Raw genomic sequence first — 25,001 nt, forward strand, 5'->3', positions numbered from 1 at the left:
TGGTTGCGGAGGCCGGATTTGAACCGACGACCTTCGGGTTATGAGCCCGACGAGCTACCAGGCTGCTCCACCCCGCGTCCGTCTTGATGCTGTATTACTACGAAACCACCGTTTCATGGTATGCCGCTGGTACGACATTCGGTTGGTTGCGGGGGCCGGATTTGAACCGACGACCTTCGGGTTATGAGCCCGACGAGCTACCAGGCTGCTCCACCCCGCGTCCGTATAATACTTTGTTATCGAAGCCAAACGCAAATACCGCCAATGCGGCATCGGTTGGTTGCGGGGGCCGGATTTGAACCGACGACCTTCGGGTTATGAGCCCGACGAGCTACCAGGCTGCTCCACCCCGCGTCCGATGGATGCGCACTATACTCTCCGTGCGTTTTGTTGCAAACCCTTTTTGCATTTTATTGGCCTAAACCCGTTTTTCTGCTGGATTTGCCCGCAATTTGCCTTCTTTTTCATCACCATCCTCCGTGCGGCTTTTTTTATTTGCAGCGATTCCTTTATCAATGAGCGTTTGTTATCGTTCAGCCGGTAGATCATATCAGTTTGAGAGTGTGCGCGATGAAAGGACGTTGGGGCAAATACCTGCTGGGCGGGGTGATAGTGGCGGTGTTGGCGGGCTGTTCGTCCAAGCCGACCGATCGGGGTCAGCAATATAAAGACGGCCGTCTGGATCAATCGCTGGAGCTGGTCAATCAGCCCAACGCCAAAGGTTCGCCGGTCAACGCCAAGGACTACTCGGATCAGCTGATGGAGATCAAGTACGCGTCGCCTTCGCTGTTTAACCGCAACAACAGCACCTATCAGGCGGTGCAAAGCTGGATGGCGTCCGGCGCCGACACGCGCATGCTGAGCCAGTACGGCCTCAGCGCTTACCAGATGGAAGGCGTCGACAATTACGGCAACGTGCAGTTTACCGGCTACTACACGCCGGTGGTGCAGGCGCGCTATACCCAACAGGGCGAGTTCCGCTATCCGCTGTACCGCATGCCGCCGAAGGGCAGAGGCCGCTTGCCGGATCGCGCGGGCATCTATTCCGGCGCGCTCGACGATCGCTATATCATCGCTTACACCAACTCGCTGATGGACAACTTCATGATGGAAGTCCAGGGCAGTGGCTACGTCGACTACGGCAACGGCCAGCCGCTGGTGTTCTTCGGCTACGGCGGCAAGAACGGCCACGCCTATCGCAGCATCGGCAAGGTGCTGATCGATCGCGGCGAAGTGGCCAAGGCGGACATGTCGATGCAGGCGATCCGTCAGTGGGCGGATACCCACAGCGCCGCAGAGGTGCGTGAGCTGCTGGAGCAAAACCCATCGTTCGTGTTCTTCCGCCCGGAAGCTTTTGCGCCGGTGAAGGGCGCCAGCGCGGTGCCGCTGATCGCCAAAGCCTCGGTGGCCTCCGACCGTTCGCTGATCCCGGCGGGCACCACGCTGCTGGCCGAAGTGCCGCTGCTGGACAACAAGGGCAAATTCACGGGAAAATACGAGATGCGCCTGATGGTCGCGCTCGACGTGGGCGGCGCCATCAAGGGCCAGCATTTTGACATGTATCAGGGCATCGGGCCGGAAGCCGGCCACTCGGCGGGATACTACAACCACTATGGCCGCGTCTGGGTGCTGAAGAACAACGGCGGTGGCCAGCTGTTCAGCGCCAATCAGTCAAACGGCGGCGGTTCGTTGCTGGCCACCCGCTAAACGCATACGGCGTGAAAAGAGTGACCCGCAAGGGCCGGATTTTCCGGCCCTTATCATTTGCATTACGAAGGTAATTAAAGCGTTATGAGCACAGCTTATTCGGAAGCCTATCTGCAGCGTTTCGGCGGCACGGCGCGGTTGTACGGCCAGCAGGCGCTGGCGGTGTTCGCGCAGGCGCACGTCTGCGTGATTGGCATCGGCGGCGTGGGTTCCTGGGCGGCTGAGGCACTGGCGCGCACCGGCATCGGCGCCATCACCCTGATCGACATGGATGATGTTTGCGTCACCAATACCAACCGCCAGATCCACGCGTTGCGCCAACACGTCGGGCAATCGAAAACCGAGGTGATGGCGGAGCGTATCCTGGCGATTAACCCGGAATGCCGGGTGACCTGCATCGACGATTTCATCACCCCGGACAATGTCGCCGAGCTGCTGGACCATAACTTCAGCTACGTCATCGACGCGATCGACAGCGTGCGGCCGAAGGCGGCGTTGCTGTCATACTGCCGCCGCTTCAAGATCCCGGTGGTGACCACTGGCGGCGCCGGCGGGCAGATTGACCCGACCAAGATCGAAGTGGCCGATCTGGCGAAAACCATTCAGGATCCGCTGGCCGCCAAGCTGCGCGAGCGGCTGAAGCACGATTTCAACGTGGTGAAAAACGGCAAGGGCAAGCTGGGCATCGACTGCGTCTTCTCCAGCGAGCCGCTGGTTTACCCGCAGCCGGACGGTTCGGTGTGCGCTTCGCGCAGCACGGCGGAAGGGCCGAAAAGAATGGATTGCAGCGCGGGATTCGGCGCGGCGACCATGGTCACCGCGACCTTCGGCTTCGTCGCCGTGTCGCACGCGCTGAAAAAGATGGTGGCGAAGGCGGCGCGTCAGGCGTAACGGGCGGCGATGGCCTTTACGGCGGCGGCCAACGCCGCCAGGCCGCTGGCGCGGGTGGCGCTCAGCTGCGCGCGCAATGCCAGGCGGTCGAACAGCGCCAGCGGATCCAATGCGGCGATCTGCTGCGGCGTTTTCCCTTCCACTTCGGTCAGCAGCACCGCCAACAGGCCGCGCACGATGCGGCCTTCGCTGTCGCCATAGAAGTGCAGCGTGCCGTCTTCCAGCAACTGGTGCCCCAACCAGACGCGGTTTTCACACCCGCTCAACGCTATTTCTTCACTGCGCAAGGCCTCCGGCAGCGGCGGCAGCCGTTTCGCGAGCATAATCAGCTGGCGGTAGCGGTCTTCCCACTGTTTCAGCGTGCTGAAGGTGGCGATCAACGCTTCGGCGGTGACCTCTCGGCCAAAAGGATGGGGGGCGAGCATAGCGTCTCCGGGAATCAAGTCAGTCGGCCAGCAGATCGAGGGCGTGAGTCAACGCGCTGACCAGCGTATCGACGTCCTGTTGCGTATTGTAGGGGGCGAACGATGCGCGCAGCGTGCCGCTGACGCCTAACGCCGCCATCAGCGGCTGCGCGCAGTGTTGGCCGGCGCGCAGCGCAATGCCTTGCTCCGCCAACAGCGTGACGATGTCGCTGTGGTGTACGCCGGCGATATCGAACGCCAGCAGGCTGGAGCCGGAGCTGCGGAAGCTGCGAAAGCCCGGTAGCTGCGCCAACCGCTGTTCCGCCTGGTCCGCCAGCTCGCGGCTGTAGCGCTCCGCCGCCGCCATGTCCTGCTCGCTGAGCCAGGTGAGCGCCGCGGCCAACCCCAGCACGCCGGCGATGTTCGGCGTGCCGGCTTCGAAGCAGTGCGGCGGTTTTTGCGGGGTAAAACCGTCGAACGACGCCTGGGTCAGCATCTTGCCGCCGCCTTGCCACGGCGCCATCTGCGCCAGCAGCTCGGCTTTGCCGTACAGCGCGCCGATGCCGGTCGGGCCATACAGCTTGTGGCCGGAGAAGGCGTAGAAATCGATGTCGAGCCGCTGTACGTCGGCCGGGCCGTGAACCACGCCCTGAGCGCCGTCGATCATCACGCGTGCGCCGGCGGCATGCGCCTGTGCGATCGCCGGCGCCAGATCCGGGCAGCCGCCGGTGACGTTGGACATTTGCCCCAGCGCCAACAGGCGGGTGTTGTCGTTGAGCAGGGTGGGCAGCTGCGTCAAATCCGGCAACCGATCGGCGCCGATCGGCAGTTTCACCACCCGCGCGCCGGTTTGCTCTGCCACCATCAGCCAGGGGATCAGGTTGGCGTGGTGTTCCGCTTCACTTACCAGGATTTCATCGCCCGGCTGCAGGCGCGGACGCAGGTAGCTCTGCGCCACCAGGTTGATCGCCTCGGTGGTGCCGCGCGTCCAGACGATGTCGTCGGCCGACGGCGCATTGATCAACTGGGCCACTTGGACGCGCGCTCGTTCGAAACGGGCGGTCAGATCCTGCGCTGCCCGATGCTGGCTGCGGTGCACGGTGGCGGCGTCATCGCGATAAAATTGCTGCGTGGCGTCGATCACCGCCTGCGGTTTCAACGCGGTGGCGGCGCTGTCCAGATAGATGCCGTCCTGCGCGAGCGCGGGAAACTGTTGGCGAAAAAGGCTGGGGTTAAAAGGCGTCATACCCTGATTGTCACTGGCTTGAGTCGATGGGTGATCCTGTCCTATTTTGCCGCCGGAGACAAGCGATCCTGCCTATTAGGACTTATCGCCTGGCAAAATTGGGAAAGTTTGTTATGCTATTAAATGTGCGCTAATTAATCGCATCTATACAGATAAAAGGTATTTATCAGCATTTAAAACTACAAAGGAGTCCTCAATGAAGAAAACAGCCGCAGTTCTCTCTGCTCTGATGCTTACGTTCACCCTGGCCGCCTGTTCCAGCAACTACGTGATGCATACCAATGACGGACGCACCATTGTCGCTGACGGCAAGCCTAAAGTGGACAACGACACCGGCATGATCAGCTATAAAGACGCCAACGGCGTCGAGCAGCAGATCAACCGTGCCGATGTGAAAGAGATGGTTGAAAGCAACCAGTAACCGTCAGGCAAAAAAAAGCACCGCAAGTTTTGCGGTGCTGCATAAAATCACTATGGACAGACAGGGTAAATGTACAGGAAGTGAAAAAACAGTAGCCTAGCTACCATGTCCGGAATCGCCGGACAATTTGCAAACACAACATCACAACCACAAGCCAAAAGTTCATCGGCGTCCTCGACACCCACTCCCTTTTCGTTCCGGCCCGGGAAGTGCCGCCACTATAGGTATTTGCTGGCGCATCCTCAACGGACAAATTATAATGGCTCGGATTAAAAAAACTAATGGCAATACGCCGTTAGCGTTTACCGATGGCTTGCCACGCAAAGCCGCCCGATTTTCGGCGCCGAATCATTCGGATTAATGTTACACAAAAGTAGCTAATTTAATGTCTAAACGCTTACCTCCCCTCAATGCGCTGCGCGTGTTCGATGCGGCCGCTCGCCACCTGAGTTTCACCAAGGCGGCGGAAGAGCTGTTCGTGACCCAGGCCGCGGTGAGCCACCAGATCAAGTCGCTGGAGGACTTCCTCGGGCTGAAGCTGTTTCGCCGGCGCAACCGCTCGCTGCTGCTGACCGAAGAGGGGCAAAGTTACTACCTTGATATCAAGGAGATCTTCTCTTCGATCAACGAGGCGACGCGCAAGCTGCAGGCGCGCAGCGCCAAGGGGGCATTGACCGTCAGTCTGCCGCCGAGCTTCGCCATTCAGTGGCTGGTGCCGCGCCTGTCCGGCTTTAACTCAGCTTATCCGGGGATCGACGTGCGCATCCAGGCGGTGGACCGCGAAGAAGACAAGCTGGCGGATGACGTCGACGTGGCGATTTTCTACGGCCGCGGCAACTGGCCGGGGCTGCGTGCCGAGCGCCTGTATGCGGAATATCTGCTGCCGGTGTGTTCGCCGAGCCTGCTGACCGGCGATCATCCGCTGAAAACCGCCGAGGATCTGGCTTATCATACGCTGCTGCACGACGTTTCACGCCGCGACTGGCTGGCCTATACGCGCCAGCTGGGGTTGCAGCACATCAACGTGCAGCAGGGGCCGATCTTCAGCCACAGCGCCATGGTGGTGCAGGCGGCGGTACACGGCCAGGGCGTGGCGCTGGTGAACAACGTGATGGCGCAAACCGAGATTGAAGCCGGTCGCCTGGTGTGCCCGTTCAACGATGTGCTGGTCAGTAAAAACGCTTTTTATCTGGTATGTCATGACAGCCAGGCAGAACTGGGTAAAATAGCCGCCTTCCGGCAGTGGATCCTGGCGCGTGCCGCCAGCGAACAAGAGAAGTTCCGCTTCCGCTACGAACAATAAGGCCGGCCGCCGCCTTGCCGCGGCCGGTGATTTTTAATGGGATAGATCACGATGAGCAGCCGTTCCATGCTGGTTTTCGCCGCTATCAGCGGCTTTGTGTTTGTCGCGTTGGGCGCATTCGGCGCGCATGTGCTAAGTGGTACGCTCGGCGCCAACGAAATGGCCTGGATCCGCACCGGGCTGGAGTATCAGGGGTTCCACACCCTGGCCATCCTGGCGCTGGCGGTCGCGATGCAGCGCCGAGTGAGCCTGTGGTTTTACTGGAGCGGAGCGCTGTTGGCGTTCGGCACCGTGTTGTTCAGCGGCAGCCTCTATTGCCTGGCGCTGTCGCACCTGAAGGTCTGGGTATATATCACGCCGGTTGGCGGCGTGTGCTTCCTGATCGGCTGGATATTGATGTTGATTGGCGCTTTGCGTCTGAGGAAAAAGGCCGAGCGCCATGAATAAGATTGCGTTGTACTGCCGCCCCGGCTTTGAAAAAGAGTGTGCGGCGGAGATCACAGACAAAGCCGCCCAACTGGAGATTTACGGCTTTGCGCGGGTAAAAGAGCACAGCGGTTACGTGCTGTTCGAATGCTATCAGCCGGACGATGCCGACCGCCTGGCGCGGGAAATTCCGTTCCGCGAACTGATTTTCGCCCGCCAGATGATCGTGGTGGGTGAGCTGCTGCGCGATCTGCCGCCGGAAGATCGGGTATCGCCGATCGTCGGCATGCTGATCGGTGTGGTGGATCGCGGCGGCGAGCTGCGGGTGGAAGTGCCGGACACCAACGAAAGCAAAGAGCTGATGAAGTTCTGCCGCAAGCTGACGGTGCCGCTGCGCGGCGCGATGCGCGAGCAGAAGGTGCTGATGGCGCGCGAGAACCCGACTCGCCCGGTGGTGCACGTGTTCTTCATCGCGCCGGGCTGCTGCTACGTTGGTTACTCCTACAGCAACAACAACTCGCCGTTCTACATGGGCATTCCGCGTCTGCGTTTCCCGGCCGATGCGCCGAGCCGGTCGACGCTGAAGCTGGAAGAAGCGTTCCACGTGTTTATCCCCGCCGACGAGTGGGACGAACGCCTGGCCAGCGGCATGCACGCGGTCGATCTGGGCGCCTGCCCGGGCGGCTGGACCTATCAGCTGGTGAAACGCAGCATGATGGTGCATTCGGTGGATAACGGCCCCATGGCGCCGAGCCTGATGGAAACCGGCCAGGTGACGCACCACCGCGCCGACGGCTTCAAGTTCGAGCCGAACAGCAGCAAGATCTACTGGCTGGTGTGCGACATGGTGGAGAAACCGGCGAAGGTGACCAGCCTGATGATTCAGTGGCTGGTGAAAGGCTGGTGCCGTGAAGCTATTTTTAACCTCAAGCTGCCGATGAAAAAGCGCTATGAGGAAGTGTCGCAAAACCTGACGAGCATCCGCGAAGCGTTGGGCGCCGCCGGCATCAGCGTCGAAGTGCACGCCAAGCAGCTGTATCACGACCGCGAAGAGATCACCGTACACGTGCGCCGCATGTGGTCGGCGGTGCCTGGCCGGCGCGACGAGCGCGATTAATCGCGTTAAGCCTGATGAAGGGCGCTGCTTGCAGCGCCCTTATTGTATCGGCAGGCGCAGCTGCTGCAGGTTACCGTCCAGCGACAGATCGGTGCGCAGCGTGGCGACCTGTTTGCTGACGTAGGCCAGCTCGCGGTGTTGCTCCAGCTTGCCGCGCCATTTCTCCGGCACCTGCTCCAGGTGCTGATAGAGCCCGTCCAGGCTGCCCGACTGCTGCAACAGCAGCACGGCGGTTTTCGGCCCGATGCCGGCCACGCCGGGGATCTTGCTGCTGCCGATCCCCGCCAGCCCCCAATAGTCCGGCAGTTGCTGCGGCTGTACGCCGAATTCTTGCTGCACGAAGGGCATGTCCAGCCAGCGTTTCTGGAAGTAATCGCGGATCTGCACGTTCGGCGCCAGCAGCTGGCAGTAGCCTTTGTCGGTGGAGACGATGGTCACCTGGTGGCCGCCGCCGGCGACCTTCGCCGCCAGCGTGGCAGCCAGATCGTCCGCCTCGTTGCCGGGAGAATGCCAGCTGGCGACGCCCAATTCGGCGAAGGCCTCGCGCAGCTGCGGCATCTCCTGCTGCAGATTTTCCGGCATCGGCGAGCGCCCGGCCTTGTAGTCCGGCAGAATTTGGTGGCGCCAGCTGTCACGGCGATCGTCCTCGTCGAAGACCGCCACTGCATGGGTTGGGCGGCTGTGTTGGATCAGCTGCTGCAGCGCGTGGCGGCAGGCGTTGACGCAAGGGGAGCCCTGCACGGCGTGAATGCGGCGGATGAGGTTCAGGGCGTCGACAATCAGTAGGTGTATCATCATGGGCGGTAAGGTCAGAAAAAACAGGGCGGCTGTTACGCCGCCCGGGATTGAGGGTCAGGCTACGATTTCGTAGCAGGGCACATAGGCGCTGCCCGGCAGCTTCATGCGGTGCTGGGCGACAAAGCCCTGCAGCAGGCTGTCCATCTGCTTCATCATCTGCGGTTCACCGTGCAGCTTGTACGGGCCGAACTGCTCGATGGCATGGATGCCATTTTCCTTCACGTTGCCGGCCACGATGCCAGAGAACGCGCGGCGCAGCGCGGCGGCTAATTGCTCCGGCGGCTGGTTCGGATACAGATTGAGGTTCGCCATGTTCTCATGGGTCGGCTCGAACGGCAGCTGCAGATCCGGCGCGATGCGGATCGACCAGTTGAAGCTGTAGGCGTCGCCGGTGTTGCGGCGGTTTTCCTTCACCAGCGGCATGGCTTGCTTCATCTGCCGCGCCACTTCCGCCGGATCGTCGATGATGATGGTGTAGTGGCGGCGCGCTTCGTCGCCCAGTGTGTTCATGATGAACTCGTCCAGCACGCGGAAGTAGTCGGCGCTCTCTTTCGGCCCGGTCAGGATCAGCGGCAGCACCTGTTCGCTGTTCTCCGGGTTCATCAGGATACCCAGCAGGTACAGCAGCTCTTCGGCGGTGCCGACTCCGCCCGGGAAGATGATGATGCCGTGTGCGATACGCACGAAGGCTTCCAGGCGTTTTTCGATGTCCGGCATGATCACCAGCTCGTTGACCAGCGGGTTAGGCGGCTCGGCGGCGATGATCGACGGCTCGGTCATGCCGATGAAGCGGCTGTTGCGGTAACGCTGCTGCGCGTGACCGACCGCCGCGCCTTTCATCGGCGCTTCCATGGCGCCCGGCCCGCAGCCGGTGCAGATGTTCAGCTCGCGCAGGCCCAGCTGGCTGCCGACCTTGCGCGCGTACAGGTATTCGTTTTCGTTGATCGAGTGGCCGCCCCAGCACACCACCATGTTGGGATCTTCATCCAGATGCAGCGTGCGTGCATTGCGCAGGATCGAGAACACCAGGTTGGTGATGTGGGCCGAGTTTTCCAGGTTCAGGTGCTGGAAGCGGCCGGCGCTGGCGATTTGGCCATGCACGAACAGGATGTCGCGCAGCACGGCGAACAGGTTGGCCTGCAGCGAGCGGATGATGCGGCCGTCGACGAACGCCTCTTCCGGCGGATTGACCAGCTCCAGCTTCACCCCGCGCTCGCGGCGCAGCACGTTGATATCGAAGGTTTCATAGCGCGACAGCAGCTGCTTGCTGTTGTCGGTTTGGCTGCCGGAGTTCAACACGGCCAGCGAACAGTTGCGGAACAGGCGGTACAGGTCGCTGCTGGCGGTGCGCTTCAGCATGTCTACTTCCAGCTGCGACAATAAATCCATAGAGCCAAGCGGGCTGATGTGTGTAATCAAGGTAACTCCTTTGCACCCGGTGCGGGGCGGTAGTAATCCATACGCAGCAAAACAGCATCTCGTTATGGTTGGCGTGCTGCGGCGAAGCGGGCGCTCTGCCCGGCCGCAGCCTCGTTTTAACCTTACCGCCGTCCCTGTGCTTTTACCAACACAAACCGCTCGTTAGCTCAGTTGTTGAGCAATGTTTCGCACTTATTGGCGCGCCAGGCGGCCGTGCTCGGGAGCGAACGCGACGTTGCTGCGCCACGGGTTGATATCCAGCCCGCCGCGGCGGGTATAGCGAGCGTAGACCGTCAGGCTTTGCGGCCGGCAATAGCGCATCAGATCGTTGAAGATGCGCTCGACGCACTGCTCGTGGAATTCGTTGTGGTGGCGGAAGGAGACCAGATAGCGCAGCAGCGCTTCGCGATCGATCTTGCCGCCGCGGTAGCTTATCTGCACCGAGCCCCAGTCCGGTTGATGGGTGATCAGGCAATTGGACTTCAGCAGGTGGCTGACCAAGCGCTCTTCCACCACCTCTTCTCCGGCGGCGTTCAGCAGGTAGTCGGCATTGAACTCATAATTGTCGATGCGGATATCCTGCTGGTCGATGCAGTCGCCGGCCAGGCGGGCGATCGGCGTGCCTTCCAACTGCTCGACGCTGAACAGGGTGACGCTGACTTCGCCCTGGGCGCAGGCGGACAGATCGCGTTGCAGGGTGCTGCGCACCGTTTCCCAATCGGCGAACGGGGTTTGGTTGAAGCTGTTGAGGTACAGCTTGAAGCTTTTCGATTCGATCAGGTTCAGGCTGTCGGCGTTGAGGCTGATTTCACCGACCGCCACCTGCGGCAAGCCGTTGGCGTTCAGCCAGGAGAGTTCGTACAGCGTCCAGATGTCCGCACCGTGGAAGGGCAGGTTATCGGGATACAGGCCCAGCGGCTCGCGGTTCATGCTGCGCGGCACCGCCTGCAGCAGCGCGGCGTCGTAGCGATCGCGGTAGGCGGTGGGTTTGCCCAGCGTCAGCCCCGACAGGGCCTGGTGGTCTTGATATGAGGACATCTGCTGTCACCTCGGTCAGAGATAGGTACAATGGCCGTCAGTTTAACGTATGCGAGAAAGAATATGGACCATGATGTATCGCACGCTCTGCGTGAATTCACTCAACGTTATGTCGAGTTGTGGCAGCAAGAGCGCGGCCACGCGCCGGCCAGCCAGGCGCTGTACGGCGTGCCGTCGCCCTGCATCGTGGAGAACCGCGAGGACGAAGTGCTGTGGTTGCCGCGGCCTTTCGAACCGGCGGCGACGCTGGAAAAGGTAGAAACCGCGCTGGAGCTGCGTTTGCAGCCGGATGCGCACCGCTTCTACACGCAGCAATACGCCGGTGACATGAGCGCGCAGTTCGGCGAGCATCGCCTGAGCCTGCTGCAGGTCTGGAGCGAAGAGGATTTTATCCGCCTGCAGGAGAACCTGATCGGCCATCTGGTGACGCAAAAACGTCTCAAGCTGTCGCCAACGCTGTTCCTGGCGACCACCGAATCCGAGATGACGATGGTGTCGTTGTGCAACGTCAGCGGCAACGTGGTGCTGGAACAATTCGGCAGCGATAAGCGCACCCTGCTGGCGGCGACGCTGGGGAATTTCCTCGATGCGCTGCGCCCGGTGTTGAACTGAATCGCGACGGATTCGCCGTCGCCCGTGTGAGAGATCTCTCACACGGCCTGTGAGAGATCGCTCTTAATTTTTCCCGCCTTTCTCCAGGCTATGAGATTATTGTTATCCAGATCAATTGGTTAGAATTTCTTTAGGATAACTCTTAGTCTTAATTTAGTGTGAGACACCTCCCAAACCCTTGTGATTCCGGGGAATTTAAGCGATCTTATCGTTACCGGAACGGAACCGGCGGAGCAGGAAAGCATCAGGATGATGCAGCTTCAGGAAGAAGAAAGGGATGCGCTCAGGCAAGAGCGAAGGATGGCGTCAGGAGATGCCCAGGATGTTTCAGGATAGAAACCAGGGACACCTCCAGGACGGAGATTGAGAGCCGGCACAGGACTGTCGGCGGGTCAGGAAGGCTGAGGAACCGCGTCAGGACGATGCTGCAGGATGATGCAAGGACCACTTGGTCAGGATGGCCGCAGGAAAAGTTTTCAAGGATTGAGCAGGGAGCACGCTGTGTAGCGGGATAGCTATAAAACGAACCGGGGGCACTGTTAACGCAGTGCCCCCAACTTTTTGTTTTATCCCGCTGCGCGTGCGCCCCGCCTTAATCCCTCTTCAGCGTTAACCAATCGCGCCCAGCGTATCGCCTGCGCCCTGTTTTTTCGGCAGCAGGAACAGCGTGGCGTAGATATCCAACAGGTAAATTGCCGCCAGCAGGCTGATGGCCGCGGTAAACGACACCTGCGTCACCAGCGCACCGATCACCAATGGCCCCAGGCCGCCGACGCCGCGCCCCAGATTGAACAGGATGTTCTGCGCGGTGGCGCGCGCCTGCACCGGATAGGTATCGGAAATCAACGCGCCGTAGCCGCCTATCATGCCGTTGACGAACATGCCCATCACGGCGCCGGCGAACAGCATCAGCGTCGGGTCGCTCAACTGGGCGTAACCGATCACCATCACCACGGCACCGATCTGATAAAGCACGAAGATCTTCCAGCGGGCGAAGCGGTCGGCCAGCATGCCAAACAGCCAGATGCCGAACGTCATGCCGACCACCGTCACCGCCGTCCACAGGCCGGATTTGGTGAGCGAGAAGCCAAAGTTTTTCGCCAGGTAAGTCGGCATCCAGATCATCAGGCCGTAGTAACCGAAGTTCTGCACCGAACAGAGAATGAAGATGCCGATGCTGGCCCTGCTGGTGGCGCGATCCTTAAACAGCAGGCGCAAACGCTGCAGGAAGGAGAGCGGTTGCCCGGCATCTTTCTGCCGCACGAATGCTTCCGGTTCGCCCAGGGTACGGCGGATCAGGAATGACGCCAGCGCCGGCAGCAGGCCGACCAAAAACATGCCGCGCCAGCCGATGTGTTCCAGCAGCAGCGGCGTCAGGAAGGCGGCCGCCAGCACGCCCAATTGCCAGCCCATGCCGACGTAAGCCGAAGCGCGGTTGCGCTTCTCCGCCGGCCAGGCTTCGGCGATCAGCGCCATGCCGATGCCGAATTCGCCGCCCAGTCCGATGCCCGCCAGGGTGCGATAGGCCAGCAGATCCCAATACCCTTGCGCCACGGCACACAGGCCGGTGAACAGGGAAAACATCAGGATGGTGATCGTGAGCACACGGATACGGCCGAAACGATCGCTGAGGTGGCCGAAAATCACGCCGCCCAGCACCGCGCCGATCAGCGTCCAGGTGACCAGTGAACCGGCGGCCGATGAGGTTAATCCCAATTCGATGCTGATGGCCGGCAGCATAAAGCCGAGGATCAGCAGGTCAAACCCGTCCATGGCATAACCGGTGACCGAAGCCAGCATGGCCTTACCGGGCGTCGCGTGGTTTTTTTTCTCTATTATTACGGACATGAATCTTTATCTGTGTGGTGAACTCGGTGGGCCTATTGTGCCGCGCGGCGGCGAACGCCACCAGATAAAAACGGCGGACTGTCTCAGGCGCGCCGAATTTGGGCTATAAAAATGCTATGCTTTGCCGCCTTTCAGCCAGCGTGCTGAATACCATGATGAAAAGAGATCGGGAATGCAGATGAGTATACATAACCAGGTGCGCCGCAGTTTGCAGGCGATTGAACAATCCATGCGCGATCTGGCGCTGTGGCAGGCCGCGCCGCCTGATCATGAGGCTTTCTCCAGCACCGAGCCGTTCTGCATCGATAGCATGTCGGCCGAAGCCTGGCTGCAGTGGGTGTTCTTGCCGCGCATGTATGCGTTGCTGGACGCCGAAGCGCCGCTGCCGACGCGCTTCGCCATCACGCCTTATTTCGAAGAGGCGTTGAAAGATCGCGAACCGAGCAGCCTGCCGCTGCTGGTGCTGCTGCAACAGCTGGATTTGATGTTGAATAAAGAGCCGTAATTCGCCGGCGGCGCGCAGATTTTTGCCGCCCGGCAGTGTAGAGTACTCGCGCGGATGCCGGGCAGGAGAGCCGACGGTGTCTTTCGGCTCGGTTGAACCGCGGCGGTTGACCGGGGGCTGCATTAGGATGATGAGGTGCTGCAATAATGGATTTATTAAGGTTTATCCTGCGTTTGCCTTTTACCCTGGTTAAGGGCGTTTGTCGCCTGCTGGGTGGGGTGTTGTCGCTGTTGGGGCGGTTGCTGAGACCGCTGGTCGGCAACCTCAGCTGGCGTGCGCCGGCCTGGTGGGCTGCGCTGCCGCGCGGTTTCTTGCGGCTCGAAAGCGGCGTGGATAAACACCCGAAAGCGATCGGTTTAGGCCTGTTGCTGTTGGCTGGCGCCGCAGGCGGCGCGTTTTACGGTTGGCACTGGTGGCAAAACCGGCCTCAGCCTATCGAGCCTGCGCCGATGGTGGTTCAGGAGGTCAGCGCATCGCTTGCCAACCCCGAGCCGATAGATTACGCCGCCGCCCGGCAGGTGCCGCAAACGGTGAGCCTGACCTTCAGCGGGTCGGTCGCGCCGATCGCCGCAGTGGGTAAAACCGTGAGCGCCGGCATCACTCTGAAGCCGACGGCGGAAGGGCAGTGGGCATGGATCAATGAGTCGACGCTGCTGTTCACGCCGAAAAAGCCGCTGCCGATGGGCGCGAAATATGACGTGACCCTTGAGCCCGCCACCCTGCTGGCACCGCAGATCAAACTGGCCAAAACCCGCTATGCCTTCACCGTGCCCGCGTTCGATTACCGCCTGGGGCAGGCTGAGTATTACCGCGATCCGCAAGATGCGCAGAAACGCAGCGCGATTTTCAATCTGAAGTTCAACGCGCCGGTCGACGTCGCCAGCTTTGAAAAACAGATTTCGCTGGGGTTGAAAGAAGGCAGCACTTCCTCCGAGAAAAAGTTGAACTTCTCTCTGGTCTATGACGAGAAAAAACTGAACGCCTGGGTGCATTCCGAGCCGCTGCAGGCGCTGGATCAGGGCGGCGCTGTGCATCTGACCGTCGGCAAGGGCGTCAAATCGACGGCGGCCGGCAATGCGGTCGAAGAGGCGAAAAGCAACTGGGTCAAAGTCCCGACGCTGTACAGTCTGGCGCTGAGCGACGCCAGTGCACAGGTCGTGGATACCGACGGCGGCCAAGGGCAGCGTGCGCTGGTGGTCGGCTTCAGCGATGCGGTGAAGGATAAAGAGCTGGCGCGGGCCACCAAAGCCTGGCTGCTGCCGCAGCACGATCCGAACGATGCCGAGGCCGCCAACGATGCCGAAGATTTCTATCAATGGACGGTCGACAGCGTCGGTAAAAACGTGCTGGCGCAGGCGACGGCATTGCCTTTGACGCTTAACGAGGCGGAAGAGGCCTACCAGCCGCAGTTCAGCTTCCGCTTTGAAGCTCCGGCGCACCGCTTCGTGCTGATCGAGATAGACAACCAACTGGTCTCCGTCGGCGGTTACAAAATGCCGAAGAAGATTTATCGGGTGGTCGAAGTGCCGGAGTTCCCGAAATCGCTGCAGTTCATGTCCGCAGGCTCGCTGCTGTCGGTCAACGGCGACAAACAGATCAGCGTGGCGGCGCGCAACGTGGCGGGCCTGCGGCTGGACATCAAGCGGGTGATCCCGAGCCAGCTGCAGCACATCGTCTCCTTCAAAAGCCGGGAATATTCGTCCGCGGAATTCAACCGGCTCAACGACGAATATTTCACCGAGCATTTCAAATACCAGACGGCGCTCAATAACGAGCGGCCGGGGGAAGTGAACTATCAGGGCATCGATCTTTCCCGTTATCTCTCCACCAACGCCAGTTCGCATCGCGGGGTGTTCCTGCTGACGCTGTCTGAATGGCAGCCGAACCGGAAACCGGCGGCGGAAGAGGCGGGTGCCGAGCCAGAACAGGAACCGGACGAGAGCACCGGAGATGATCAGCCCGACGTCGGCGATTCGCGCTTTGTGGTGGTGACCGATCTGGGCATCGTCGCCAAGAGCTCGCAGGATAAGACGCGCGACGTCTTCGTGCAGTCGATTCAAAGCGGCGCGCCGGTCAGCGGCGCCAACGTGTCGGTAGTGGCCAAAAACGGCGTGACGCTGCTCAGCCAAACCACCGGGGCCGACGGCCACGTGCGTTTCCCGGCGCTCGACGTGTACACCAACGAGCGCCAGCCGGTGATGTTCCTGGTGGAAAAGGAAGGGGATGTCTCCTTCCTGCCGACAGGCAGCTATAACGATCGCGGGCTGGACTTCTCGCGCTTCGACGTCGCCGGGGAGCAAACGCCGACCGATCCGCGCACGCTCGGCAGCTACCTGTTCTCCGATCGCGGCGTTTATCGACCGGGGGATACTTTCAATATTGGCCTGATCACCCGCGCCGCCGACTGGCGCGTTGGCCTGGCCGGCGTGCCGGTGCGCGCCGAAGTCCGCGATCCGCGCGACAAGCTGATGACCACCGTGCCGCTGACGCTGAGCGCCAGCGGTTTCAACGAGCTGAGCTATACCACCGATGAAAACTCGCCCACCGGCGAGTGGAACGTCTATCTGTATCTGATCGGCAAAAACAACGATACCTCCACGCTGCTCGGCCATACCGCGGTCAATGTGAAGGAGTTCGAGCCGGATCAGCTGAAAGTGAAGCTGGCGCTGACGCCGAATCGCCAGCAAGGCTGGGTCAAACCGTCCGAGCTGAAGGCCAGCATCGATGTGCAGAACCTGTTCGGTACCCCGGCGCAGGATCGCCGCGTGACCACCAGGCTGACGCTGCGGCCGATGTATCCGAGCTTCGATCGCTTCCCAGATTATGCGTTCTATGAAAACCGGCAAAACAGCGACGGGTTCGAAACCGAGCTGGAAGATCGCACCACCGATGAGCACGGCGCGGCCGAAATCCCGCTCGATCTGAAATCCTACGCCGACGCCACCTATCAGCTGCAGCTGCTGTCGGAGGCGTTCGTCGCCGGCGGCGGGCGCTCGGTGGCGGCTACCGCCCGCACGCTGGTTTCGCCTTACGATTACCTGATTGGGGTGAAGGCGGACGGCGATCTGGGCTACATCAACCGCGACGCGGAGCGGCATCTGAACGTGATCGCCATCGATCCGAATCTGCAGCAGATCGCCATGCCGAACCTGAAGCAGGTGTTGATCGAGCAGAAATACATCTCGGTGCTGACCAAACAGGATTCGGGCGTTTACAAATACCAGTCGAAGATGAAGGAAGTGCAGCTGTCGGAACAGCCGCTGGCGCTGAGCGAGCAGGGCGCGGATCTGCGGCTGGCGACCGATAAGCCGGGCGACTTCGTGCTGGTGATTGAAGATGCGCAGGGCAAAACGCTCAACCGCGTCGCCTACAGCGTGGCCGGCAACGCCAACCTGAGCCGTTCGCTGGATCGCAACGCCGAACTGAAGCTGAAACTGAACCAGGCGGAATATCAGCCGGGCGAGGAGATCGAGGTGGCGATCAACGCGCCTTATACCGGTAGCGGCTTGATCACCATCGAGAAGGACAAGGTTTACGCCTGGCAGTGGTTCCACACCGATACCACCAGCTCGGTGCAGAAGATCCGCGTGCCGGCCGGCATGGAGGGCAACGGCTACATCAACGTGCAGTTCGTGCGCGACATCAACTCCAGTGAAATCTTCATGAGCCCGCTGAGCTATGGCGTGATGCCGTTCAAGATCAGTACCCAGGCGCGGCAAAACAGCCTCGAGGTGACGGCGCCGGAGGTCATCAAGCCGGGTGAAAACCTGACGATGACGGTCAAGACCGACGCGCCGCAGCAGGTGGCGCTGTTTGCCGTCGATGAGGGCATTCTGCAGGTGGCGCGCTACCGCCTGAAGGATCCGCTGGAGTTCTTCTTCAGCAAGCGTGAACTGAACGTGAGCAGCTCGCAGATCCTCGACCTGATCCTGCCGGAGTTCAGCAAGCTGATGGCGCTGACCGCGGCGCCGGGCGGCGACGCGGGCGAAGGGCTGGATCTCAACCTCAACCCGTTCAAGCGCAAACGCGACAAGCCGGTGGCCTATTGGTCCGGCATTACCGAGGTCAGCGGCGAGAAGCAGTTCGTCTACCCGGTGCCGGACTACTTTAACGGCAAGATCCGCGTGATGGCGATTTCGGTGACGCCGGAGAAAATCGGCAAGGCGCAAACCGCCGCCACGGTGCGCGACAACTTCATCATGACGCCGAACGTGCCGGCGATGGTGGCGCCGGGCGACGAGTTCGACGTCAGCGTGGGCGTCAGCAACAACCTCGAAGGGTTGAACGGCCAGTCGGTGGCCATCAACGTTCTGTTGACGCCGCCGCCGCAGTTGGAGGTGGTGGGCAACGCGACGCAAAGCCTGACGCTGGCGGAAAAACGCGAGGGTGTGATCACTTTCCGTCTGCGCGCCAAATCCGCGCTGGGCGATGCACCGCTGGTGTTCGACGCCCGTTACGGCGACCAGGCCAGCCGCCGCACCGTCAGCACCTCGGTGCGGCCGGCGGCGCCGTACCGCACCCAGTCGGTGATGGGGCGCATGAGCGGCAGCAGCCAGAATGTCGATGGCCTGCGCCAGATGTTCGACGCTTTCGCGCAGCGCCGGGCGGCGGTGTCGAATTCGCCGCTGGTGCTGACCAGCGGGCTGGCGCAATACCTGGCGGATTACCCGTATTACTGTTCCGAGCAGATCGTCAGCCGCTCCATTCCGCTGATGCTGCAGAGCCGCCACCCAGAGATGAAAAGCAGCCTGAGCCAGGCGGAAGTCAGCAAGCAGCTGCGCAACCTGCTTGGCGTGCTGCGCGCGCGCCAGAACGACAGCGGGGCGATCGGCGCCTGGCGTTCGTCGCCGGATGCCGATCCTTTCGTCACGCCTTATGTGGTGCAGTATCTGCTCGAAGCCAAAGCGGCGGGCTACGCCCTGCCGGAAGGCATGCTGGACGAGGCCAACGGCGCATTGCGCGAGCTGGCGGCCAGCGGATTCGACGATCTGTATCTGCTGCGCTTGCGCAGCTGGGCGGTTTACCTGCTGACGCTGCAGGGCGAAGTGACCACCAACTCGCTGGCGGCGGTGCAGGATACGCTGCAAAAACGCTATGGCGAAGGGTGGAAAATCGATCTGAGCGCGCTGTATCTGGCTTCTTCTTACCGCTTGTTGAAGATGGACGACGAAGCCGCCGCGTTGCTGCAACCGAGCTGGCAGCAGCTGAGCAAGGCGTATGACAGTGCCTGGTGGACGCAGAATTATTTCGATCCGCTGGTGCAGGATGCGACTCGGCTGTATCTGATTACCCGTCACTTCCCGGAGAAAGTGGCGTCGATCCCGCCGCAGGTGCTGGAGAATATGGTCAAGGCGCTGAAAGAAGAGCGTTACACCACCTACTCTTCCGCGATGAGCATTCTGGCGCTGGAAAGCTATTCGGCCCAGGTGGCGGCGCAATCCGCCAATGCGGATGCCTTGGGCATCGTGCAGGTAGGCAAAGCCGGCGGCGAGCCGCAGCGCATCAGTGAGCTGCAGAGGTTGTTCGTGCAGGGGCAGTTCAACGCCGATGCTACCGCTGTGCGCTTCACCAACGGCGGCAATGCGCCGGCCTGGTATGTGGTGACGCAGGCCGGTTACGACCTGAATGCGCCGCAAAAAGCGCTGTCGCGCGGGATTGAGATCGTTCGCGATTACACCGACGAACAGGGCAAACCGGTGACGCAGGTGACGCTGGGGCAGAAGATCAACGTCCATCTGAAGGTGCGCGCCAACTCGAAAGAGGGGCAGAGCAACCTGGCGATCGTCGATCTGCTGCCGGGCGGGTTCGAAGTGGTGCAGCAGACGCCGCCGGAACCGGCCGATGCCGGCGAGGAGAGCGAAGACCGCGGCGGTTGGCAGTCGCCGCTGGCCGCTACCGGCTCTACCTGGGCGCCGGATTACAGCGATATCCGTGAAGATCGGGTGATTATCTACGGCAGCGCCGGCACCGAGGTGCAGGAGTTCGTCTATCAGATCAAGGCCACCAATACCGGCAGCTTTATTGTTCCACCGGCCTACGGCGAAGCCATGTACGACCGTGAAGTACAGGCGATGTCGGCCGGCGGCGGCAAGCTGGTGGTGGTGCCGGCGGGCAACGACTAGGCCGGATCCGGCGCCAGGCCAGCGTCTGGCGCCGGGGTGGTGAGAACGTATGAAGATCCTGACCGGGCGCGTGCTGCAAAACGGCTTGATGGCGGCGTTTTTACTGGCGCTGCTGCTGACCGCGATTCGGCTGTGGCCGCATCCGCCCCTGTGGCAGGGGCTGCCGCAGTCTTCCGTCTATTACGACAGGCACGGCGCGCTGCTGCGCATCACGTTGGCCAACGACGACCGCTACCGGCTGTGGACCCCGCTGGAGCAGGTGTCGCCGCTGGCGGTGCGTGGGCTGCTGCTGCACGAAGACCGCTGGTTCTACTACAACCCCGGCTTTAACCCCGTTAGCCTGATGCGTGGCTTCTGGCGCAGCTATGTCGCCGGCGGCAAAATGCAGGGCGGGTCGACCATCAGCATGCAGCTGGCGCGCATGCGCTGGCATCTCAACACCCGCACGCCGGGCGGCAAGCTGCTGCAGGTGCTGCGCGCGGTGCAGCTGGAGCTCAGCTACTCCAAGCACGATATCCTGGAAGCCTACCTGAATTACGCCCCTTACGGCCGCAACATCGAAAGCATCGGCGCTGCCAGCCTGATCTATTTCGCCAAGTCGCCGAAGGATTTGACCCTGCCGGAGGCGCTGACGCTGGCGGTGCTGCCGCAGTCGCCCAGCTACCGTCTGGAGCCGAAAACCGGCGTGCTCGGCGCTGCATTGACGCAGGCGCGCAACCGTCTGTTCCAGCGCTGGCAGCGGGTTTACCCCACCGACGCCAGCCAGCAAACGCTGTTCCGCCTGCCGCTGGCGCTGCGACAGCCTGAGCAAGTGCCCTATATCGCGCCGCACTTTATCGAGCAGTTACGGCTGCAGACGCAGCAACTGGTGCAGCGCGATACGCGCGTCGATACCACGCTGGACGCCGGGTTGCAGCGGCTGGTCGAGCGGCAGGTCAACGCGTTTATCGCCCGCAACCGCAGCCGCGGCATCCAAAACGCCGCGGTGCTGCTGGTGGACAGCCGCGATATGGGGGTGCGTGCGCTGGTGGGATCGGCGGACTATTACAATCGGCCGATCCAGGGGCAGGTAAACGGTACCAACGCCAAGCGCTCGCCGGGTTCGACGCTGAAGCCGTTCATCTACGCGCTGGGCATGGAGCAGGGCGTGCTGCATCCGATGACCATCCTGAAAGACGTGCCTTCGTCGTTCGGCGCCTATGCGCCGGAAAACTTCGACCGGCGCTTTCTCGGCCCGGTGACCGCCACCGATGCGCTGAATTTCAGCCGCAACATTCCGGCAGTGTATGTCGCCTCGCAGCTGCGCCAGCCGACCTTTTATCAGTTTTTGCGTCTGACCGGCGTGGCCAATATGGCCAACGAGAGCCACTACGGGTTGTCGCTGGTGCTGGGCGGCGGCGAGGTGACGGCGCAGGAATTGGCGAAGCTGTATGCGCTGCTGGCGAACCGCGGCGAGCTGCGGCCGCTGCGCATGCAGCTGAACGAGGCCGAATCGACGCCGGTTCGGCTGTTGAGCGAGGAGGCCAGTTTCATCACGCTGGATATGCTGCGCCAGCACCTGCGGCCGGGCGATACGCTGGCACAGCGTTCTTCTTCGCTGCCGGTGTACTGGAAGACCGGCACCTCGTGGGGCTTTCGCGACGCCTGGAGCGTCGGGATTTTCGGGCCTTACGTGCTGGTGGTGTGGGAGGGCAATTTCGACGGGCGCGGCAACAATGCGTTGGTCGGCGCCGAGGCGGCAGCGCCGCTGTTCTTCAACATCATCGACAGCGTCAACGCCAGCTACCCAGGCCTGCGGGAACCGAAGCACCCGTTCCCCCAACGGCTGCGGCGTGTGGAGATTTGTCTCGCCAGCGGCGATCTGCCCACGCCGTGGTGCCAGCAGAAGGGCAAGACCTGGTTCATTCCCGGCAAGTCGCCGATCAAGGTCGACAGCGTCTATCGGCCGGTGGTGCTGGATATTCACAGCGGCGAGGTCGTCTGCCCGCCGTATGACGCGGCGCAGACCCGCACCGAAATCTTTGAGTTCTGGCCTTCCGATTTGGCCAACGTGTTCGCCCAGGCCGGGCTGCCGAAGCGGGCGCCGCCGGTCAACCGCTGCAAGGACAACGGCGTCGCCGTCGGCGGCAACGCGCCGCGCATCACTTCGCCGCTGAAAAACACCACCTATACCCTGCGCCAGTCGCAGCAGGGGCGAGATAAAATCGCCTTCAACGCGGTGACGGACGCCGACAGCAAGACGGTGTATTGGTTCGTCGACGATATCTATCTCGGCAGCAGCGCCAGCAAAAAGCCGATCGACTGGCGGCCGATCAACAACGGGCGCTACCGCATTCGGGCGGTGGACGATCGCGGCCGCGCCGATACGCGCCTGGTGACCATCGAATGGGTGAACTAGCGCTGAGCCGCACGCCTGTTATACTCGCGCCCGAAACGGCTATTTACCTGGGAAAGCGATGTGATTGAGATTTTGTATCAGGATGAACACCTGGTGGCGGTGAACAAGCCGTCGGGCTGGTTGGTGCACCGCAGTTGGCTGGACCGTCATGAAACTCGCTTTATGATGCAGACGGTGCGCGATCAGCTTGGGCAGCACGTCTTTACCGTGCACCGTCTCGATCGCCCGACTTCCGGCGTGCTGCTGATGGCGCTCTCCAGCGAGGTGGCGCGCCTGCTGTCGCAGCAGTTCGAGCAGCATCAGGTGCAGAAAACCTACCATGCGGTGGTGCGCGGCTATGTGCAGGAGGGGGCGACCCTCGACTACCCGCTGACGGCGGAGCTGGACAAAATCGCCGATAAACATGCCGATGCCGATAAGGGACCGCAGCCGGCGGTGACGCACTACCGGCCGCTGGCGCAGGTAGAGATGCCGGTGGCCGTCGGCCGCTACGACAGCGCGCGCTACAGCCTGGTGGAGCTGCAGCCGGAAACCGGCCGCAAGCACCAGCTGCGGCGCCACATGGCGCATCTTCGCCATCCGATCATCGGTGACAGCAAGCACGGCGATCTGCGGCAGAACCGCGGTATGGCGCAGCATTTCGGCTGCCCGCGTCTGATGCTGCACGCCAGTCATCTGCAGCTGACGCACCCGGTGACCGGCGAGCCGCTGCGGGTGACGGCGCGCTGGGACGAAGACTGGCAAGGGGTGATGGCGCAGTTCGGCTGGGCGGGGGTATTCCCTGAACTTGCCGGGGTTGAGTTTAGCGCGGCTAACGGTCAGGATAGCTGACAATTTTTAAAGGTAATGAAGGGAGTAGGAGCCATGGCTCAGGTTGGTATCTTCGTGGGAACGGTCTACGGCAATTCGCTGCTGGTGGCGGAAGAGGCGCAAAACATCCTCAGCGAGCAGGGCCATGAGGTCAAACTGTTCGAAGAGGGCACGCTGGAGGCCTGGCAGTTTTATCGTCAGCACTACGCGCTGGTGATCACCTCCACCACCGGGCAGGGCGATCTGCCGGACAGCATCGCGCCGCTGTTCCACGCCATTCGCGATCAGGTCGGCTACCAGCCGGAGCTGCGCTATGGGCTGATCGCCCTCGGCGACAGCAGCTATGACAACTTCTGCGGCGCCGGGCGCGCGTTCGACGCGCTGCTGCAAGAGCAGGGCGCCACCCGTGTGAGCGAAGTGCTGGAGATCGATGCGATGGAACAGCCGGAGCCGGAAGTGGCCGCCTGCCCGTGGGTCGAGCAGTGGGGCACGCTGCTGCAATCGTAAAGTAAAAAGGCGCCGCGAAAGGGCGCCTTGGCGATGATGCGGGTCAACCGATCCGCATTATTTGCCGCGGGTGAGTTTTTCCAGATCGGCTTCGATCTCGGCAATCTTGTGCGACACCACGCCTTCAAGATGGCGCAGGTCGTCGAGGATTTTACGCTTCAGATCCACTTCCACCTGATCGCGCTGGCACAGCTGATCCAGTTCGTCGATCACGTAGCGCAGGTTCGGGTTGATCTCGTGAATTTCCTTGTAGCCCTGGCCGGCGTTGTCCGCCACCACGGTTTTACGCTGGCGCGGGTACTTGAACTTCACGCTCTTGGCGAAGAACTCGCCCTTGTCCTTGCGGAAATAGATCTTGAGGATGTCGTTGTTGGCCTCTTGACGCAGGCTATAGCGATCGACGTCTTCCGGTTGATTGATGCCCAAACTCTTCAAGTTATCGTACATACTGCGCCCTCTTTAGATGTGATCGTTATATTCCACGACTGCAATTATGGCGGAAAGCGAGATCTGCGACTGTGACTGCCAGCGAAACGCAGACAAAAAAATAGCGGGTGAATCACCCGCTATTTCAATTTAGTCGATAGTGCGCAATAACTCATTAATGCCGACTTTACCGCGTGTTTTGGCGTCGACTTTCTTGACGATCACCGCGCAGTACAGGCTGTAAGAACCGTCTTTCGACGGCAGGTTACCGGAAACCACCACCGAACCCGCCGGTACGCGGCCGTAATGGATTTCGCCGGTCTCGCGGTCATAGATACGGGTGCTCTGGCCAAGGTATACGCCCATCGAAATCACCGAGCCTTCTTCCACGATCACGCCTTCCACCACTTCGGAGCGCGCGCCGATGAAGCAGTTGTCTTCGATGATGGTTGGGTTGGCCTGCAGCGGCTCCAGTACGCCACCGATGCCGACGCCGCCGGACAGGTGAACGTTTTTGCCGATCTGCGCGCAAGAACCGACGGTGGCCCAGGTGTCGACCATGGTGCCTTCGTCGACGTAGGCGCCGATGTTAACGTAAGACGGCATCAGCACGGTGTTACGCGCGATGAACGCGCCCTGGCGCACGGTGGCCGGCGGCACGACGCGGAAACCTTCCTTCTGGAAGCGCGCTTCGTCGTAGTCGGCGAACTTCATCGGCACCTTGTCGTAGTAGCGGGTTTCCGCGCCGTCCATCACCTTGTTGTCGTTGATGCGGAAAGAGAGCAGCACGGCTTTCTTCAGCCACTGATGGGTGACCCATTGACCGTCGATCTTCTCGGCGACGCGCAGGGCGCCGCTGTCCAGCAGGCCGATCACCTGGTTTACCGCTTCGCGCGTTACGGTGTCTACGTTCGCCGGGGTGATGTCCGCACGGCGCTCGAAGGCGCTTTCAATAACGTTCTGTAATTGCTGCATGCTGTTCTCTTTCCTGATGTTGTCGGTA

At 61.4% G+C, this 25,001-nt stretch carries 20 protein-coding genes and 3 tRNA genes; 12 read left to right on the forward strand and 11 right to left on the reverse strand.

The window, feature by feature from the left end:
• The 3 genes from ACUXAC_RS21335 to ACUXAC_RS21345 form a co-directional block, all read right to left on the reverse strand.
• Positions 1-77, reverse strand: a tRNA-Met gene (locus ACUXAC_RS21335).
• A 66-nt stretch (positions 78-143) separates the two neighbouring features.
• Positions 144-220 (reverse strand) — tRNA-Met (locus tag ACUXAC_RS21340).
• Between the two features lie 57 nt (positions 221-277).
• A tRNA-Met gene (locus tag ACUXAC_RS21345) sits at positions 278-354 on the reverse strand.
• Positions 355-570: 216 nt separating this feature from the next.
• Between ACUXAC_RS21345 and mltA the strand changes: the two genes are divergently transcribed.
• Both mltA and tcdA read left to right on the forward strand, forming a co-directional pair.
• A complete protein-coding gene (mltA, locus tag ACUXAC_RS21350; RefSeq protein WP_336844399.1) occupies positions 571-1,707 on the forward strand; it encodes a murein transglycosylase A in 1,137 nt (378 codons plus the stop codon).
• 84 nt (positions 1,708-1,791) lie between these two features.
• The gene (gene tcdA, locus ACUXAC_RS21355; protein WP_004931886.1) at positions 1,792-2,598 is read left to right on the forward strand and encodes a tRNA cyclic N6-threonylcarbamoyladenosine(37) synthase TcdA; all 807 of its coding nucleotides are present in this window, start codon (positions 1,792-1,794) and stop codon (positions 2,596-2,598) included.
• On the opposite strand, the gene csdE is transcribed toward tcdA, so the two are convergent.
• Positions 2,589-3,023 (reverse strand): cysteine desulfurase sulfur acceptor subunit CsdE, encoded by a 435-nt coding sequence (gene csdE / locus ACUXAC_RS21360; RefSeq protein WP_038878734.1) that lies wholly within the window; start codon positions 3,021-3,023, stop codon positions 2,589-2,591. The genes tcdA and csdE overlap by 10 nt on opposite strands.
• Before the next feature lie 19 nt (positions 3,024-3,042).
• Entirely contained in the window at positions 3,043-4,248 is a 1,206-nt protein-coding gene (csdA, locus tag ACUXAC_RS21365; protein ID WP_308342854.1) for a cysteine desulfurase CsdA, read from the reverse strand.
• 196 nt (positions 4,249-4,444) lie between these two features.
• On the opposite strand from csdA, the gene ACUXAC_RS21370 reads away from it, so the two are divergent.
• The 4 genes from ACUXAC_RS21370 to rlmM all read left to right on the forward strand — a co-directional run bounded on the left by ACUXAC_RS21370 (position 4,445) and on the right by rlmM (position 7,515).
• Positions 4,445-4,669, forward strand: a complete 225-nt coding sequence (locus ACUXAC_RS21370) for a YgdI/YgdR family lipoprotein (RefSeq protein ID WP_025304050.1) — start codon at positions 4,445-4,447, stop codon at positions 4,667-4,669.
• A 385-nt stretch (positions 4,670-5,054) separates the two neighbouring features.
• Entirely contained in the window at positions 5,055-5,972 is a 918-nt protein-coding gene (locus ACUXAC_RS21375) for a transcriptional regulator GcvA (protein WP_025304049.1), read from the forward strand.
• Between the two features lie 51 nt (positions 5,973-6,023).
• Positions 6,024-6,419, forward strand: a complete 396-nt coding sequence (locus ACUXAC_RS21380; protein WP_004931896.1) for a DUF423 domain-containing protein — start codon at positions 6,024-6,026, stop codon at positions 6,417-6,419.
• On the forward strand, positions 6,412-7,515 hold the full coding sequence (gene rlmM / locus ACUXAC_RS21385) for a 23S rRNA (cytidine(2498)-2'-O)-methyltransferase RlmM (protein WP_047729979.1): 1,104 nt from the start codon (positions 6,412-6,414) through the stop codon (positions 7,513-7,515). The genes ACUXAC_RS21380 and rlmM overlap by 8 nt, the downstream gene beginning before the upstream one ends.
• 39 nt (positions 7,516-7,554) lie before the next feature.
• On the opposite strand, the gene xni is transcribed toward rlmM, so the two are convergent.
• From xni to queF, 3 genes are all read right to left on the reverse strand, one after another.
• Entirely contained in the window at positions 7,555-8,313 is a 759-nt protein-coding gene (gene xni / locus ACUXAC_RS21390) for a flap endonuclease Xni (protein WP_038878759.1), read from the reverse strand.
• A gap of 54 nt (positions 8,314-8,367) precedes the next feature.
• On the reverse strand, positions 8,368-9,732 hold the full coding sequence (gene ppnN / locus ACUXAC_RS21395) for a nucleotide 5'-monophosphate nucleosidase PpnN (protein ID WP_038878760.1): 1,365 nt from the start codon (positions 9,730-9,732) through the stop codon (positions 8,368-8,370).
• Between the two features lie 192 nt (positions 9,733-9,924).
• Positions 9,925-10,770 carry an NADPH-dependent 7-cyano-7-deazaguanine reductase QueF gene (gene queF, locus ACUXAC_RS21400; RefSeq protein WP_147840322.1) on the reverse strand — a complete coding sequence of 282 codons (846 nt, stop codon included), beginning with the start codon at positions 10,768-10,770 and terminating at the stop codon, positions 9,925-9,927.
• Positions 10,771-10,833: 63 nt separating this feature from the next.
• On the opposite strand from queF, the gene syd reads away from it, so the two are divergent.
• Positions 10,834-11,382, forward strand: a complete 549-nt coding sequence (gene syd / locus ACUXAC_RS21405; RefSeq protein WP_197757337.1) for a SecY-interacting protein — start codon at positions 10,834-10,836, stop codon at positions 11,380-11,382.
• A 609-nt stretch (positions 11,383-11,991) separates the two neighbouring features.
• Here the strand turns inward: syd and ACUXAC_RS21410 are convergent.
• Positions 11,992-13,230, reverse strand: coding sequence for an MFS transporter (locus tag ACUXAC_RS21410; RefSeq protein ID WP_197780043.1), 1,239 nt, complete (start codon positions 13,228-13,230; stop codon positions 11,992-11,994).
• A 178-nt stretch (positions 13,231-13,408) separates the two neighbouring features.
• On the opposite strand from ACUXAC_RS21410, the gene ACUXAC_RS21415 reads away from it, so the two are divergent.
• From ACUXAC_RS21415 to ACUXAC_RS21435, 5 genes are all read left to right on the forward strand, one after another.
• Positions 13,409-13,735 (forward strand): YqcC family protein, encoded by a 327-nt coding sequence (locus tag ACUXAC_RS21415; protein WP_033638567.1) that lies wholly within the window; start codon positions 13,409-13,411, stop codon positions 13,733-13,735.
• Positions 13,736-13,881: 146 nt separating this feature from the next.
• Positions 13,882-19,857, forward strand: coding sequence for an alpha-2-macroglobulin (locus ACUXAC_RS21420; RefSeq protein ID WP_454266869.1), 5,976 nt, complete (start codon positions 13,882-13,884; stop codon positions 19,855-19,857).
• 49 nt (positions 19,858-19,906) lie between these two features.
• A complete protein-coding gene (gene pbpC, locus ACUXAC_RS21425) occupies positions 19,907-22,255 on the forward strand; it encodes a penicillin-binding protein 1C (protein ID WP_454266870.1) in 2,349 nt (782 codons plus the stop codon).
• A gap of 60 nt (positions 22,256-22,315) precedes the next feature.
• Entirely contained in the window at positions 22,316-23,086 is a 771-nt protein-coding gene (truC, locus tag ACUXAC_RS21430) for a tRNA pseudouridine(65) synthase TruC (RefSeq protein ID WP_033654120.1), read from the forward strand.
• Between the two features lie 33 nt (positions 23,087-23,119).
• Positions 23,120-23,572: a flavodoxin gene (locus tag ACUXAC_RS21435; RefSeq protein WP_033654121.1), complete on the forward strand. Its 453-nt coding sequence runs from the start codon at positions 23,120-23,122 to the stop codon at positions 23,570-23,572.
• 57 nt (positions 23,573-23,629) lie between these two features.
• Here ACUXAC_RS21435 and ACUXAC_RS21440 read toward each other — a convergent pair whose 3' ends face one another.
• Together ACUXAC_RS21440 and dapD are read right to left on the reverse strand one after the other, a co-directional pair.
• Positions 23,630-24,019, reverse strand: coding sequence for a DUF3461 family protein (locus tag ACUXAC_RS21440; RefSeq protein ID WP_004931929.1), 390 nt, complete (start codon positions 24,017-24,019; stop codon positions 23,630-23,632).
• Positions 24,020-24,148: 129 nt separating this feature from the next.
• Positions 24,149-24,973, reverse strand: coding sequence for a 2,3,4,5-tetrahydropyridine-2,6-dicarboxylate N-succinyltransferase (gene dapD / locus ACUXAC_RS21445; RefSeq protein WP_004931932.1), 825 nt, complete (start codon positions 24,971-24,973; stop codon positions 24,149-24,151).
• Positions 24,974-25,001 lie beyond the last annotated feature (28 nt).

Source organism: Serratia sp. 121840015-1 (assembly GCF_053627655.1).

Excerpts from the sequence above, each read along its gene's own strand:
- ACUXAC_RS21370 (WP_025304050.1), top strand. The coding sequence starts at position 4,445 with ATGAAGAAAACAGCCGCAGTTCTCTCTGCTCTGATGCTTACGTTCACC.
- ACUXAC_RS21420 (WP_454266869.1), top strand. The coding sequence starts at position 13,882 with ATGGATTTATTAAGGTTTATCCTGCGTTTGCCTTTTACCCTGGTTAAG.
- tcdA (WP_004931886.1), top strand. The coding sequence starts at position 1,792 with ATGAGCACAGCTTATTCGGAAGCCTATCTGCAGCGTTTCGGCGGCACG.
- ACUXAC_RS21440 (WP_004931929.1), bottom strand. The coding sequence starts at position 24,019 with ATGTACGATAACTTGAAGAGTTTGGGCATCAATCAACCGGAAGACGTC.
- csdE (WP_038878734.1), bottom strand. The coding sequence starts at position 3,023 with ATGCTCGCCCCCCATCCTTTTGGCCGAGAGGTCACCGCCGAAGCGTTG.
- csdA (WP_308342854.1), bottom strand. The coding sequence starts at position 4,248 with ATGACGCCTTTTAACCCCAGCCTTTTTCGCCAACAGTTTCCCGCGCTC.
- ACUXAC_RS21375 (WP_025304049.1), top strand. The coding sequence starts at position 5,055 with ATGTCTAAACGCTTACCTCCCCTCAATGCGCTGCGCGTGTTCGATGCG.
- rlmM (WP_047729979.1), top strand. The coding sequence starts at position 6,412 with ATGAATAAGATTGCGTTGTACTGCCGCCCCGGCTTTGAAAAAGAGTGT.
- queF (WP_147840322.1), bottom strand. The coding sequence starts at position 10,770 with ATGTCCTCATATCAAGACCACCAGGCCCTGTCGGGGCTGACGCTGGGC.
- syd (WP_197757337.1), top strand. The coding sequence starts at position 10,834 with ATGGACCATGATGTATCGCACGCTCTGCGTGAATTCACTCAACGTTAT.
- dapD (WP_004931932.1), bottom strand. The coding sequence starts at position 24,973 with ATGCAGCAATTACAGAACGTTATTGAAAGCGCCTTCGAGCGCCGTGCG.
- ACUXAC_RS21435 (WP_033654121.1), top strand. The coding sequence starts at position 23,120 with ATGGCTCAGGTTGGTATCTTCGTGGGAACGGTCTACGGCAATTCGCTG.
- pbpC (WP_454266870.1), top strand. The coding sequence starts at position 19,907 with ATGAAGATCCTGACCGGGCGCGTGCTGCAAAACGGCTTGATGGCGGCG.
- mltA (WP_336844399.1), top strand. The coding sequence starts at position 571 with ATGAAAGGACGTTGGGGCAAATACCTGCTGGGCGGGGTGATAGTGGCG.
- ACUXAC_RS21410 (WP_197780043.1), bottom strand. The coding sequence starts at position 13,230 with ATGTCCGTAATAATAGAGAAAAAAAACCACGCGACGCCCGGTAAGGCC.
- ACUXAC_RS21380 (WP_004931896.1), top strand. The coding sequence starts at position 6,024 with ATGAGCAGCCGTTCCATGCTGGTTTTCGCCGCTATCAGCGGCTTTGTG.
- ACUXAC_RS21415 (WP_033638567.1), top strand. The coding sequence starts at position 13,409 with ATGAGTATACATAACCAGGTGCGCCGCAGTTTGCAGGCGATTGAACAA.
- xni (WP_038878759.1), bottom strand. The coding sequence starts at position 8,313 with ATGATGATACACCTACTGATTGTCGACGCCCTGAACCTCATCCGCCGC.